Origin of the sequence: Paraliobacillus ryukyuensis (genome assembly GCF_003315295.1) — a bacterium.
GTDB lineage: Bacteria > Bacillota > Bacilli > Bacillales > Amphibacillaceae > Paraliobacillus > Paraliobacillus ryukyuensis.
In genome coordinates, this window is record NZ_QNRI01000004.1 from 121,048 (window position 1) to 134,670 (window position 13,623).

Consider the following 13,623-nt stretch of genomic DNA (forward strand, 5'->3'; position numbering starts at 1 on the left):
TAAGGGGGCCGTTATATGAATGATCGAATTCTTCATGTATTAGAATTCTATAAAATTATTGAACAATTAGAAAATCATGCAGCTTCCTCGTTAGGGAAAGATCAAGCGCGTCAATTAAAGCCATCTACTGATCTTTCCGAAGTGTTGCAGTTACAGGCAGAGACGGATGAAGCAGTTCAAGTAGTACGTTTGAAAGGAAATATACCTTTTGGTGGAATCGTTGATATTCGACCAAGTATTAAACGTGCTCTCATTGGAGGATCACTAAATGCGCAGGAATGTTTAGACATTGCCGGAACAATTTATGGAGGAAAACAATTCAAACGATTCATTGATACGATGGAAGAACCTGAATTACAGCTTATTCGAGGTTTAACCGAACAAATCACTTCGTTAAATGAATTAGAAACAGAGATTAAAAGCTGTATCGATGATCATGGTCATGTGATGGATGCGGCTTCAGAGAAACTACGTTCATTGCGTTCCAAGATACGTACGAATGAATCAAGAGTAAGAGATCGTTTAGATAACTATACGAAATCGAAGAGTAAGATGCTGTCCGACGCTATTGTTACGATTCGGAATGACCGTTATGTGTTGCCAGTAAAACAAGAGTACCGAGGGGCTATCGGTGGTATTGTGCATGATCAATCAGCCTCTGGACAAACGTTATTTATGGAACCACAAGCGGTGGTAGAGTTGAATAATCAGCTCCAAGAGGCAAAAGTACAAGAAAAAGCCGAGGTCGAAAGAATTTTGCGTGAACTATCAACTAGAATTGCAGCTGATCATGATTTCTTAGCTCATAATGTAGATGTGTTAGCTAAATTAGATTTTATGTTTGCGCGAGCAAATTTAGCACAAGCGATGCGCGCTGCTAAACCAGCAATGAACGACCAAGGTATCATTGAAATGAAGCAAGCAAGACACCCGTTGCTACCTACTGATGAAGTAGTTGCCAACGATATTGTTTTAGGAAAAGATTTTCATGCGATCGTCATTACTGGACCAAACACTGGAGGAAAAACCGTAACATTGAAAATGGTTGGGCTCTGTACTTTAATGGCGCAATCAGGCTTGCAAATTCCAGCATTAGATGGTTGTGAATTGGCTGTGTTTCAAGATGTATTTGCAGATATAGGAGATGAACAATCGATAGAGCAAAGTCTTAGTACATTCTCTTCTCATATGACAAATATTGTAGACATTTTACACCAAGTAGATGATAAAACCCTCGTCTTATTTGATGAATTAGGTGCAGGTACTGATCCTCAAGAAGGAGCAGCGTTAGCAATGGCTATTCTAGATAATGTTGTTAATCGTCATGCAAGGATTATAGCGACAACACACTATCCTGAGTTGAAAGCTTATGGCTATAATCGAGAAGGAGTTACCAACGCTTCTGTTGAATTTAATATACAAACGTTAAAACCCACTTATCGTCTTCTTATCGGTGTACCAGGACGAAGTAATGCTTTTGAAATTTCACGCCGTCTGGGGCTAGATGAACAAGTGATTGAAACAGCAAAAAGCCATATTGGTACTGATTCTACTAGTGTGGAAAATATGATTGCTTCGTTAGAAAAAGCTAGACGCGAAGCAGAACAAGATTATGAAAAAGCAGAGCAAATCTTGCAACAAGCAGCGCAATTAAAACAAGATTTAGATAACCAGTGGCACGAGTTTGATCAGAAAAAAGAATCGTTATATCAAAAAGCAGAAGAAAAAGCAGAAAAAGCAGTACAAAAAGCTCGAGAAGAAGCAGAAGAAATTGTTTCTACCATTAAAGATATGAAACATCAAGCATCGTTAAAAGAACATGAATGGATCGAAGCGAAAAAACTATTTGATGAAGCGCAGCCTCAACTTGCCAATAAGAAGACAAAACCGAAAAAGGTTATTAGAGAATCTGATAGGGAATTAGAGCCTGGCGATGAAGTACTTGTGTTAACCTTAAATCAACAAGGAAGTGTAGTTGAAAAAATTAGTAAGCATGAATATCAGATACAGGTTGGTATTATGAAAATTAAGGCCAAGCGTAGAGACTTACAGTTTATTAAACCGAAAGAACCAACAGTAGAAAGGCCAATGGCTACTGTTAAAGGATCCAATTATCATGTAAAAACAGAACTGGATTTACGTGGAGAGCGATATGAAGATGCACTCCATCAATTAGAAAAATATATTGACGATGCGCTTTTAGCTGGATATCCACGTGTCTCCATTATTCATGGAAAAGGGACAGGAGCACTTCGGAAAGCGGTACAAGATTTTGCTAAGCGTCATTCACACATTAGCAATCAACGAGCAGGTGATATGAACGAAGGTGGTAGTGGCGTTACTATACTGGAATTCAAATAGACAGTGAAAGAAGAAGGGTAGGAGGAAATTGTATATCATGTCGGTCTTTTGGGAAAATCCGTTTATAGAATCAGCAGCTCGTTACAGTGTAGTTATTCTTTGTATGGTTGTTTTTCTAGCAGTTTTTGAATTAGTTACTTCTTATAAAAATTGGGAAGAGATTCAAAAAGGAAACTTCTCAGTTGCAATGGCAACTGGAGGAAAGATATTCGGAATTATTAATGTGTTTCGCTTTTCTGTTCAGCACAATGACACGATCTTAGAAAGCATTGGTTGGGGAACTTTTGGTTTTTTCTTGTTATTACTAGGTTATTTTATCTTTGAATTTCTAACCCCATCTTATAAAATTGATCATGAAATCGGCAAAGATAACCGTGCTGTAGGTTTTATCGCTATGGTCATATCCGTCGCTTTATCCTATATTATTGGTGCAAGCATTATATAAGATTGGTATGAATCCGTTTTTTTCTGGGAAAAGTAACACGTGAGCAAACTAGTAGCCAGTGAATACCCAGCATGATATACTTACTAAAGTAAATTGGATAAGCAATAAGGAGGATGAAATATATGGCAATTGTAAAAGCAACTGACCAAACATTTACCAATGAAACAAGTGAAGGTCTAGTACTTGCAGACTTTTGGGCAACTTGGTGCGGACCTTGTAAAATGATTGCACCTGTATTAGAAGAAATTAATGGTGAAATGAGCGATAAAGTTAAAATCGTTAAATTAGATGTTGATGATAACCAAGAAACTGCAGGAAAATTCGGTGTGATGAGTATTCCAACACTTCTTCTATTTAAAGATGGAGAAGTAGTTGATCAAGTAGTTGGTTATCAACCAAAAGAAGCACTTGTTGAATTAATCAACAAACATGCTGCTTAAGACGAAGTCAAAATTCAATTCATCCCTTGTTACTTTATCGTAGCAAGGGATTATTTTATAGTATACAATTAAACTAAATTATGTTTAGTGGAGAGTCAGCTATGGCAGATAAAATTAGAGAAAAATTAGCAGTACTTCCTGCACAACCAGGTTGTTATTTAATGAAAGATAAGCATGGCACCATCATTTATGTAGGGAAGTCAAAACTATTAAAAAATCGGGTGCGTTCTTATTTTACTGGAGCGAATGACCAGAAAACTCAGCGTTTAGTTCAAGAAATTGTGGATTTTGAATATATTGTGACATCATCAGAAATCGAAGCATTAATTTTAGAAATGAATTTAATAAAAAAATACGATCCTAAATATAATGTTTTATTAAAAGATGATAAAAGTTACCCATATCTAAAAATTACTAATGAGCGTCATCCGCAATTATTAATAACACGTAAAGTAAAAAAGGATAAAGGAAGATATTTTGGTCCATATCCAAACGTATTAGCCGCAAGGGAAACAAAAAAATTACTCGATAGAATGTACCCGTTAAAAAAATGCAATAATCCACCAGGAAGACATTGTTTGTATTATCATATGGGTCAATGTTTAGCCTGTGCCGATCAGCCCCCTTCTGAACAAGAATACAAAGAGATTGTGCAACAAATTGTTTCCTTTTTAAGCGGTGGACATAAAGAGATAAAAAAGCAAATCGAACAAAAAATGTTTGAAGCAAGTGAATCCTTAAATTTTGAGCGAGCAATGGAACTTAGAGATCAAATCCAACACATTGAAGCAGTAATGGAACAACAAAAAATGACCTTAAACGATCAAGTGAATCGCGATGTATTTCATTATGCTTATGATAAAGGTTGGATGTGTGTGCAAGTATTCTTTATCCGACAAGGTAAGTTAATTGAAAGAGACGTATCAATCTTTCCATTTTATGATGAAGCACAAGAAACATTTATGAGTTTTATTGGACGATTCTATTTACATCAAAATCATCTAAAACCAAAACAAATATTAGTACCTGCTCCAATCGATTATAAGCTATTAAGTGAGTTACTAGAAGTTGACGTTACGATTCCTTATCGTGGGCGAAAAAAAGAATTGATTGATCTAGCAGGTAAAAATGCAGAAATTGCTTTAGAAGAAAAATTCTCTCTAATCGAACGTGATGAAGCTAGAACAATCAAAGCAGTAGAAGGATTAGGAGAAAGACTGCATATTGAAACACCGCGTCGTATAGAAGCATTTGATAATTCTAATATTCAAGGAACGGATCCTGTTTCTGCTATGGTGGTATTCATGGATGGACGACCATTAAAGAAAGAGTATCGAAAATATAAAATAAAGAATGTGGAAGGCCCTGATGACTATGAGACGATGCGTGAAGTAGTTAGACGTCGCTATACCAGAGTTCTAAAAGAAGGATTACCATTACCAGATTTAATTGTAATTGATGGTAGTAAGGGGCAAATGAACGCAGCTTCTGATGTATTGGAAAACGAACTTGGTTTAGAAATTCCATTATGTGGTTTAGCTAAAGATGATAAACATAAAACAAGCGAGCTGCTTTATGGTGTACCACCAACAGTCATACCCTTAGATCGTCAATCACAAGAGTTTTATCTGATACAACGCATTCAAGATGAAGTGCATCGCTTTGCCATTACGTTTCACCGTCAACTAAGAGGAAAAAGCGCATTTAAATCGGAATTGGATGCTATCCCAGGTGTCGGTGAAAAGCGGAGAAAATTATTACTAACACATTTTAAATCCATTACAGAAATCAAGGAAGCATCTATTGAAGAAATGCAACGGTTGGGGATTCCAGAGCCTACAGCAAAAGAGATCTTAACGCATTTAACAAAAGAGAAAGAACCAGAATAGCCTGGCCTTTCTCTTTTGTTTACTTAATATAGATAACTTTAAATTCAACACAATTTTTTCGAGGTTTGATTTCTTCCCTACATTCACAATCAATTCCCTTTATTTGTTGCATTGCTTCAGCTAGTATACCAGCTTCTAAGCGATAATCGGTATCTAGGTTTCGTTTCATTCGTTGGGTAATTGCAGAACCAGTGAGCGTAAACTCATGTTCGCCACGTTTTTCTTTGCCTTCTGTTAATTCACCCCAGCCAGTTTTATAAAAGAATGCTTTTACTTGATCATAGTTTTCCCATGTTAATTGTCTAGCTATATTTTTTCCTAATACATACAAAATGGTGGTTGCATCTTTACCTAGTAAATCGGGTAAACAGACATAACGAAGTAAATCATATCCGCATCCATTAGTTTGTAAGTTTTCTGTGATTTCTTCTATCTTTTGTAAATTGCTATGCACAAGATTTTCCCCTTCCTAACTTCTACTACTCTTATTATGGCTTGAATTTAGAGGGAATGCAATATTGATCACTACTAATATCTAGCAAAAAAGGTCAAAAAATAACGTGACAATTCTTAAATAAAGTTTTACAATTACTTGCGTGACAATAAAGACATATTATTTTAGAAGGTGTAAAGATGCGAAGGATATTTCAGATTTTTAAAAATGATTGGTTAAATGTGATAAAAACACCAGTCGCAGCTTTTTTGATTGTTGCATTAATGATTCTTCCTTCATTGTATGCTTGGTTTAATTTAAAAGCTTCTTGGGATCCATATTCCAATACGAGCGACATTGCTATTGCTGTTACAAATGATGATGAAGGTTCCACAATAAGAGGAAAAGAAATTAATGTCGGCGATCGAATAGAGAAAAATTTAAAAGAGAATGATAAATTAGGATGGACATTTGTTTCAAAAGAAGAAGCAGATAAAGGTGTCAGGCATGGTGATTATTATGCTAGCATCTATATACCAGCCGATTTTTCAGATAAAATTGGTACATTATTAGACGATGAGCAAATTAGACCAACAATTGAATACAGTGTTAATGAAAAGATTAATGCAATTGCACCTAAAATGACATCAAGTGGTGCCACTTCGTTAGTAACACAAACGAGTGAGAATTTTATAGAGCAAGTTAGTAAAGCAGTGTTAACAGAATTTAATGAAATAGGTATCGAACTAGAAAGAGAACTACCGACTATTCGAAATATAGAAAACAAGATATTTACGTTAGAAGATCATTTACCTGATATTGAAGAATTAGGGAATAAAGCAGTTGCTCTAGAAGAAAAAATTCCGACAATTAATCAAAAAGCAGATAAAATTCTAGAATTAGAAGCTGCTATGCCTGAAATCATGGATGCAGCAGATAATGTTGTGCTGTTAAATGAAAAGATGCCGAAGATAGAACAAGCTGGTGAGGATATTACCAAGCTTCAACAAAAAATGCCTGAAATTAAAAAGGTAGCAAATGCAGTTATTGAAGTAGACGAAAACTTTGGAAAAATTGAAGAACTTGTTTCAACCACCTTAGAAGATATTCAAAAAGCACAAAAAGTGGTTAACGCAGCACAAGAGGCGTTACCTGAAATAAAAAAAGTAGCAGATAACGCCAACGCGTTTGCTGACGCATTATCAGCTTTCTTAGAAGCCAATAGTGACGCATTAGATAAGGTAACGCCTGTATTAAAGCAGAATTTATTACTTTATCAGCAGACAGCCAATGATGTAAATAAATTTGCTGCAGAGTTAAATAACAATGATCTTAATGAACAAGCAATTAGACAGCAGTCTGGAAAACTGTTGGTTGATTTAGAAGCAAGTATTGTTAGTATTGATCAGTCGGTTCAATTGATTGAAACAGTCAATCAACAGTCATCAGATCAAGCATTAACTGAATATAAAGAAAATCTGATAAAATTACAAAAAAACTTTGAAACAGAACGAGATCAGTTAACAGCTATTGCAAAACAACCTACGTCGATTTCAAAGGAACAAAAAAATAATTTGCTAACAGTTTCTCAACAAGCTGTAAAACAAGCGGATAATCTTGTTACGGCCTATGATGAGACAATTGAACCAATTATGAATGAAGGTTTAGCCACATTAAAAAAAGATGCCGCTAATGCAAGTGATAATTTGGAAAAAGCAAAAGAGGCTCTTCCAAAGGTAGAAACAATCTTAAAAGATACCAAAGAATCGCTAACTTATGGTGAGAAGCAAGTGAAGAGATTACAAGAAAATTTACCGAAGTTAGAAGAAGACATTCATCAAACTGCTGAAACGATAAAAGAAAAAATGGATGATGTTGAATCTGGTATTAACCAAGCGGTTGATTTTTATCAAAATCGTTTTCCTGAAGTGAAAGCACAAGTACAACGAGCAGCTGATTTCGTGGAAAATGACCTACCAGAAGCTGCAGCAGAAATAGAAAAAGTAGCAGATTTTATTAATAATAAACTACCTGAACTTGAGGATTCGGTTCATAAAATAGCCGATGTTGTGCAAAATGATTTACCAGGACTAGAAGACACCGTTAGAAAAACTGCTGATAAAATAAGGAATTTTGAATCAGAAAATGACTTGGGAGATATTATTGAATTACTAAAAAATGATATTCAACAAGAAAGTGATTTTCTTGCTAATCCCATCAAGCTAGATGAAAATAAAGTTTTTCCGATTCCAAACTATGGATCAGCCAATTCACCTTTTTATACCACATTAAGTTTATGGGTAGGGGCATTATTATTAATCTCACTTCTAACAGTCGATGTGCATGACCCGGAACGATTATATAAGCATCATCATGTATATTTCGGTAGAGGTTTAACCTTTGTTTCGATCGGGTTTGTGCAAGCGTTAATTGTAACATTAGGTGATATGTTTATATTAGGTGCATATGTAAAAGAACCTGTTTGGTTTGTCGTAGCGGCTATCTTTATCAGTCTAACCTTCATGTCCATTGTGTATACGTTAGTTTCTGTATTTGGAAACGTAGGAAAAGGTTTAGCTATTATTTTATTAGTACTCCAATTATCAGGGGCTGGGGGAACATTCCCTATTCAAGTAGCACCAACCTTTTTCCGAATGATAAATCCATTCCTTCCGTTTACGTACGCGATTAGTTTACTACGAGAAATGGTTGGAGGTATGGTGCCAGAGATCGTTATTCGAGATGTCATTGTCCTATTTGGTTTTATGATTGGTTCCATTTTATTTGCTATTCTGTTGAAGAAACCACTCGATCCACGTATTAAAAAAGTGTCAGAGCAAGCTAAGAAGAGTGGGTTAATTCACTAAGTTATGTCGATTTGAGTATATTAAAAAGTAGAAGCTTTTGGCTAAAAACAAAAGCTTCTACTTTTTATTTTTATTTAGGTTTCCAGTTAAATCTAGTAGAGGGGGTTTTTAAACCACCATCTCTTTTATTTGATGAATACGGTGAAAATTTCACATTTCTGAACCGTAGGAGAATACTCTCGCTTTCAATGGGAACGGCCTCAGCTAACTTTGTAATGAAAATGACTTTACCAAGTGGATCTCTGGCTCGGGGGACTGTGATTATTTTTTCGCAGGAGTCTCGCATATTTCTTCTGCTTAGCTTTTATTTATCTGCTACATTAAGTTTAAAACGAATGGATTGCTCTCCTAGAACGGTGGATTCATCACGTTTCCACTGCAAGATTACATTCGCTTTCGTTATGCCAGTACCAGTCTGTGGCGGAGAAAAATTAAAAACACCATTCTCGGGTATTTCACCCTCCCAGTAAAAACCTTCTTCTTTTGCATTTTCCATCAAACAGATGAAGTAATTTGGCTTGTTTTCCGCCTTTGAGAAATCAAAATTTATAAGAAATTGATCTAACACGACATGATAAGGTGTGGATGTTACTATTTTCTAAGTTCAGTAGCAGATTCAATATGTCATCATTTGTAGTAGTAGCATGCTCTTCATTCCAATATATATGCTCAATAATCAATTCTTTCTTATCTAGAGGAGTAGGTTCGTTAATTTCTTGCCCAGAATGTAGAACGGAGAATTCGAAATCTGGCGCCTGATTCCCAGTTAATTTTTCATTATTGCTACAACCAGTTAATATTATCAAAAGAACAATAAAACAAATAAATTTTTTCATTTGGTTTTTTCCTATCTTTTTACCCAATCGATACTTCCGGCAGCTGGTTTATAAGCGTATCCAGTTTTTGATTTACCTGTAGGAGTATTCTTCCCGGTCGCATAGACTATATGGTATTCTTTTTGATACAATTTGTACTTCTTACTGCCTTTGCGTTAATAGGCAGCCCACGTTTAAAAATAGTAAACGTATAATAATTATCTAATTTCCTCTTTTTTCACATTATATAATTAAATTTAACATAAATGTATTTTTTTCTTTGTAAATAAATTTTGTTTGACTATTATCAAGTTGCATTCACAAATTTGTTGAATTTATGGAGATTATTTTCTTTTAGGTTTCCTTTCGATATTTCATTTTTATGAGAAGAGTTATTATTTTTACTTGTATATTATTGATTAAAAAATAAAGCGACAACATGGAAAAGTAACTAGGTAGGTAATCTTGATAGGTCATTGGTGTATTTCAACTAAATTAGCGGGAAAGCAAGCACAGAAAGAATTTTTTGAACATAAAATACCTTGACTAAATAAATACCCTTCGAAATGCGACACTAAGAACAGCAAGGAGGGGTTAAAACTTGAAAGATAGTGACTACAAGCCGAAGCAATTATTGACTAAACGTGAAAAAGAAGTATTCGAACTATTAGTCCAAGATAAAACGACGAAAGAAATTGCCCAGGAATTGTTTATATCCCAGAAAACAGTACGAAATCATATTTCGAACGCAATGCAAAAGCTTGGTGTAAAGGGGCGTTCGCAGGCTGTAGTGGAGCTCCTTCGTATGGGGGAATTAAAGCTCTAATAAAAACCGACTTTCTTTATGGGAAGTCGGTTTTTGCGTTTTCTAAAGTAAGAAAAACGTAGATACTATTGAATAATCTCCTAATCTTTTTCTTAGCTATATTAACGAATGTAACATTTTTGTAAGTTCATTAACATTAGAGGGATTCTCTGCCATGAAATAATCGTAATAATATAAACCATATGTCTATTTAAAAATTCGATACAACTTCATAAGGATCAATCTATAGGTGATTGGATACCGACGTTTATTAGGGGATATTAATATTAGTCTCACGTTTTACCGAAATACTCCGACAAACATGTCGACCAAGTGATGCCGTATCAAGAAATGGTGGAGAAGAATTTATGATAATTAATGCTATCTAATTGTTCTAAAACAGAAGTGTTAAAAATCGCTGAGCGTGTATGTGAAACAGCGGAGATAAAACCCTTTTATATTGATAGTAGAATGAACAAGAACAATATCACGGTTTCTATTGGGTTAGCTACTTTTTTCAGAGGTATACAGCTTCTAGATGATATTTATCGCATAGCTAATCAATGGTTGTATCGAGTGAAGACTAACGGAAGAAATCAAGTTAAGGTTGTAAAAAACAATTAGATAGCAACATAGATAAAGAGGTGTTTAGTTTCTTTGGTAGGTGGAAAACCACAACAAAGGAGGCGCGTTTAAATGGTAAAACGTTATGTCTATGCTATAGTTACTCTATTAACCTTAGTAATAGTTGGTGGGTGTCAACAAACGGATATAGATGAACCTGGTACAGGACAGAATACGCAAACAAATCCCAACCAACAAACTTCTGACAATAGTATGACAGATTCACACGATGAAGCTGATGATCCCAGTGATTCTCAAGATAAACACTCAGCAAATAACAATGAAAATAAATTGAACCAAGAAGATAATGCTGTAGAAGAAGAAACAGAGAATTCGGATAGAGTGAATGATCAACAAACGAAAGCCAGCAATTCTGAGAGAATGAATGTCTCAATTAATAAACAAGAATTCAAAAATGCTCAAACAGCAGTTGATGAGATGGATAGTTATCGAGAAATAAAACAGACTAATCTTGATCTCGGTCATGGAATAAAAGGTTTTTCTGAAGGAGCTACTGGGCATCATTACATTTCCTGGAATGAAGGGAATTGGTTAATACAAGTGAATTTTCCTTCTGATCCACAATATGCGATTGACAATTATCAGAGTGGAGAAGAATTGGCAAAATCGGTAGTTGATCGTTTAGAAAAAATCTATTTACCAGCCCCTGAGCAACGAGGCGTTATCAAAATTAATGGTTTTAGTGATAATGCCGAGACGATCGTTCGTTGGCAGGAGGGAAATATTGTTTACGCTGTTAAAGAACAGACAAGCAATCCAATAGCTATATTAAACTACATTGCAAATGAATTTTAATAAACTTATCGCTCCGTTCATATTAGTAGGTATTAGCGTCCTCTTCATTAATTATACCGACACAATTATGTGGATTGGTATGATTGGTTGTAGAGGACGCTTTCCTGTGAGAAAAAGGGAGGAGTATAGTAAAATAGCAAAGTAATGATCTCCTAAATTACCCATCTGGACTAAAAAGTGATATGATAATGAAGAATGTACTATTAAAGGGGGATTTGCACTCGTGAATGATAACAGAAGTGCAACGACAATAGCAGAGATCGAAAAAGAACTACGCTATATTTCTGGGATTATCAAACAAAAAGGACGCGAAATATTAAATAATTATCCGATTACGACACCACAGTTTATTGCATTACAGTGGTTGTTAGAAGATGGTGACTTAACAATCGGCGAATTATCGAATAAAATAAACTTAGCTTTTAGCACTACGACAGATTTAGTGGATCGTATGGAAAAAAACCATTTAGTAGAACGAAAGAAAGACACCAAGGATCGTCGTGTCGTGCGAATACACTTGTTAGAGAAAGGCAAACAAATAATTAACGAAGTGATTGTAAAAAGGCAAGCCTATTTACAAGCTGTTTTAGAAGACGTATCAACCGATCGGATAGATACACTTCATGATATTTTACATTTACTACACAATCAGATGAAACTAGATAAGGAAAAGCAGATTAAACAGACAAAAGATTGAGAAGAAGAGGGGATTTATGTGGATCAGCCGATAGGGGTCATTGACTCAGGTGTTGGTGGTCTGACAGTAGCAACTGAGCTAATGCGTCAATTACCAAAGGAACAATTAATTTATTTAGGGGACACGTTGAGATGTCCATATGGTCCAAGACCAAAAGAAGAAGTGATTCAATATACCATGGAGATGGTTAACTTTTTATTAAAAAAGAATATAAAATTGTTAGTGATAGCTTGTAACACGGCAACAGCTTTCACATTAGATTTGCTAAGGGAAACGTTGGATATTCCAGTGATCGGGGTCATTCAACCAGGTGCGCGTGCTGCCATTAAAGTTACACAACAGATGCGTATAGGTGTTATTGGAACAGAAGGGACAATCGTAAGTAAAGCTTATCCAGAAGCATTACATAGCGTTCACTCTGATATAGAAGTGTATGATCTTGCTTGTCCTCGATTTGTTCCCATGGTCGAAAACGGTGTCCTTGAAGGTGACGAAGCTTATCAAGTTGTGAAAGAAACACTGCAACCATTAAAAGAAAAGCAATTGATTGACACACTAATTTTAGGATGCACCCATTACCCATTGTTAAAAGATACCATTCAAGCAGTAATGGGAAATGACGTAACTATTATCTCATCAGGAGAAGAAACAGCGCGCGAAGTAAGTGCTATCTTAGGTTATCAAGAGTTACTTTACGAAGGTGAACGCCTTCCCGAACACGCATTTTACACCACTGGTTCATGGCAAGTATTTGCTCATATTGCAAGTCAGTGGTTAGAAATCCCGATTACAACATTAGAAACGGCTTATTTAACAACAGCATAATGGCTATAAAAGTAACACTAACTATACAAAAAAGGACGCTTGGGTAGTAAAATACTTAAGCGTTCTTTAATGCTGTAAGTAAAAAGTGTATCATTCGTATTAGATAAAGACTGCTTCATAGAAAAATTATTTTTTTGGAAGAATAATGCCAATAAAGAACCAAAGAATAATTACAAAAAGATCACGAGCTGACTTAGTGCCAATGGGATTATTCATTATTATTTGTTGAATAAAGATATACCACATAGGCAAATAATAAAATAAATATCCATAATAATAACGAACGCGGTTTTGCATTTCACGATATACAACTCTTTGTTGCCTTTCTATTTTAATAACTCCTTTATTGTTTTTGATTCTCCTTAAACTTTTGAAGTATTGATATAGTGACGTTTCAGTTTTAAAAAGGTTCTTTCAACATTTCTGGTTTCTTATTTGATTATGTTTTTTACAAACTTTATATTTATTCTAGCATAAACCACCAATAGCGCTGTGGGATGCTTCATATTCTTCATGTTTTTTCATGTCTATTTCAATCAAACATAACTGCTTGGTCTATTTTGATCATACTGCTCGTATACATCATAGTACAAACCATCGTAGGAG

13 protein-coding genes are annotated in these 13,623 nt (G+C 35.1%); 10 read left to right on the forward strand and 3 right to left on the reverse strand.

Annotated features, from left to right (window positions below; genetic code table 11):
- The first annotated feature begins 15 nt into the window (after positions 1-15).
- The 4 genes from DES48_RS08195 to uvrC all read left to right on the forward strand — a co-directional run bounded on the left by DES48_RS08195 (position 16) and on the right by uvrC (position 5,135).
- Positions 16-2,361: an endonuclease MutS2 gene (locus DES48_RS08195; protein WP_113868361.1), complete on the forward strand. Its 2,346-nt coding sequence runs from the start codon at positions 16-18 to the stop codon at positions 2,359-2,361.
- Positions 2,362-2,398: 37 nt separating this feature from the next.
- A complete protein-coding gene (locus tag DES48_RS08200; protein WP_079708320.1) occupies positions 2,399-2,806 on the forward strand; it encodes a DUF350 domain-containing protein in 408 nt (135 codons plus the stop codon).
- Positions 2,807-2,928: 122 nt separating this feature from the next.
- Complete coding sequence (gene trxA, locus DES48_RS08205; RefSeq protein ID WP_079708321.1) at positions 2,929-3,246, forward strand: thioredoxin; 318 nt, start codon at positions 2,929-2,931, stop codon at positions 3,244-3,246.
- A 101-nt stretch (positions 3,247-3,347) separates the two neighbouring features.
- Positions 3,348-5,135, forward strand: coding sequence for an excinuclease ABC subunit UvrC (gene uvrC, locus DES48_RS08210; protein WP_113868363.1), 1,788 nt, complete (start codon positions 3,348-3,350; stop codon positions 5,133-5,135).
- A gap of 19 nt (positions 5,136-5,154) precedes the next feature.
- Here uvrC and DES48_RS08215 read toward each other — a convergent pair whose 3' ends face one another.
- Positions 5,155-5,589 (reverse strand): YslB family protein, encoded by a 435-nt coding sequence (locus tag DES48_RS08215; RefSeq protein WP_079708323.1) that lies wholly within the window; start codon positions 5,587-5,589, stop codon positions 5,155-5,157.
- 179 nt (positions 5,590-5,768) lie between these two features.
- On the opposite strand from DES48_RS08215, the gene DES48_RS08220 reads away from it, so the two are divergent.
- Positions 5,769-8,435: a YhgE/Pip domain-containing protein gene (locus tag DES48_RS08220; protein WP_113868365.1), complete on the forward strand. Its 2,667-nt coding sequence runs from the start codon at positions 5,769-5,771 to the stop codon at positions 8,433-8,435.
- A 304-nt stretch (positions 8,436-8,739) separates the two neighbouring features.
- Here DES48_RS08220 and DES48_RS08225 read toward each other — a convergent pair whose 3' ends face one another.
- A complete protein-coding gene (locus DES48_RS08225) occupies positions 8,740-8,934 on the reverse strand; it encodes a hypothetical protein (protein WP_147232393.1) in 195 nt (64 codons plus the stop codon).
- A gap of 40 nt (positions 8,935-8,974) precedes the next feature.
- Entirely contained in the window at positions 8,975-9,271 is a 297-nt protein-coding gene (locus tag DES48_RS08230; RefSeq protein ID WP_147232394.1) for a membrane lipoprotein lipid attachment site-containing protein, read from the reverse strand.
- 580 nt (positions 9,272-9,851) lie between these two features.
- Here DES48_RS08230 and DES48_RS08235 point away from each other — a divergent pair.
- From DES48_RS08235 to racE, 5 genes are all read left to right on the forward strand, one after another.
- Positions 9,852-10,076, forward strand: a complete 225-nt coding sequence (locus DES48_RS08235; protein WP_079708326.1) for a helix-turn-helix domain-containing protein — start codon at positions 9,852-9,854, stop codon at positions 10,074-10,076.
- A 357-nt stretch (positions 10,077-10,433) separates the two neighbouring features.
- Positions 10,434-10,679, forward strand: coding sequence for a diguanylate cyclase (locus DES48_RS16605; protein ID WP_113868371.1), 246 nt, complete (start codon positions 10,434-10,436; stop codon positions 10,677-10,679).
- A gap of 72 nt (positions 10,680-10,751) precedes the next feature.
- A complete protein-coding gene (locus DES48_RS08250) occupies positions 10,752-11,495 on the forward strand; it encodes a hypothetical protein (RefSeq protein WP_113868373.1) in 744 nt (247 codons plus the stop codon).
- 223 nt (positions 11,496-11,718) lie between these two features.
- Positions 11,719-12,192 carry a MarR family winged helix-turn-helix transcriptional regulator gene (locus DES48_RS08255; protein ID WP_079708329.1) on the forward strand — a complete coding sequence of 158 codons (474 nt, stop codon included), beginning with the start codon at positions 11,719-11,721 and terminating at the stop codon, positions 12,190-12,192.
- Positions 12,193-12,210: 18 nt separating this feature from the next.
- Positions 12,211-13,017, forward strand: coding sequence for a glutamate racemase (gene racE, locus DES48_RS08260; RefSeq protein ID WP_113868375.1), 807 nt, complete (start codon positions 12,211-12,213; stop codon positions 13,015-13,017).
- Positions 13,018-13,623: the final 606 nt, after the last annotated feature.

Excerpts from the sequence above, each read along its gene's own strand:
- DES48_RS08195 (WP_113868361.1), top strand. The coding sequence starts at position 16 with ATGAATGATCGAATTCTTCATGTATTAGAATTCTATAAAATTATTGAA.
- DES48_RS08200 (WP_079708320.1), top strand. The coding sequence starts at position 2,399 with ATGTCGGTCTTTTGGGAAAATCCGTTTATAGAATCAGCAGCTCGTTAC.
- trxA (WP_079708321.1), top strand. The coding sequence starts at position 2,929 with ATGGCAATTGTAAAAGCAACTGACCAAACATTTACCAATGAAACAAGT.
- uvrC (WP_113868363.1), top strand. The coding sequence starts at position 3,348 with ATGGCAGATAAAATTAGAGAAAAATTAGCAGTACTTCCTGCACAACCA.
- DES48_RS08220 (WP_113868365.1), top strand. The coding sequence starts at position 5,769 with ATGCGAAGGATATTTCAGATTTTTAAAAATGATTGGTTAAATGTGATA.
- DES48_RS08230 (WP_147232394.1), bottom strand. The coding sequence starts at position 9,271 with ATGAAAAAATTTATTTGTTTTATTGTTCTTTTGATAATATTAACTGGT.
- DES48_RS16605 (WP_113868371.1), top strand. The coding sequence starts at position 10,434 with ATGCTATCTAATTGTTCTAAAACAGAAGTGTTAAAAATCGCTGAGCGT.
- DES48_RS08250 (WP_113868373.1), top strand. The coding sequence starts at position 10,752 with ATGGTAAAACGTTATGTCTATGCTATAGTTACTCTATTAACCTTAGTA.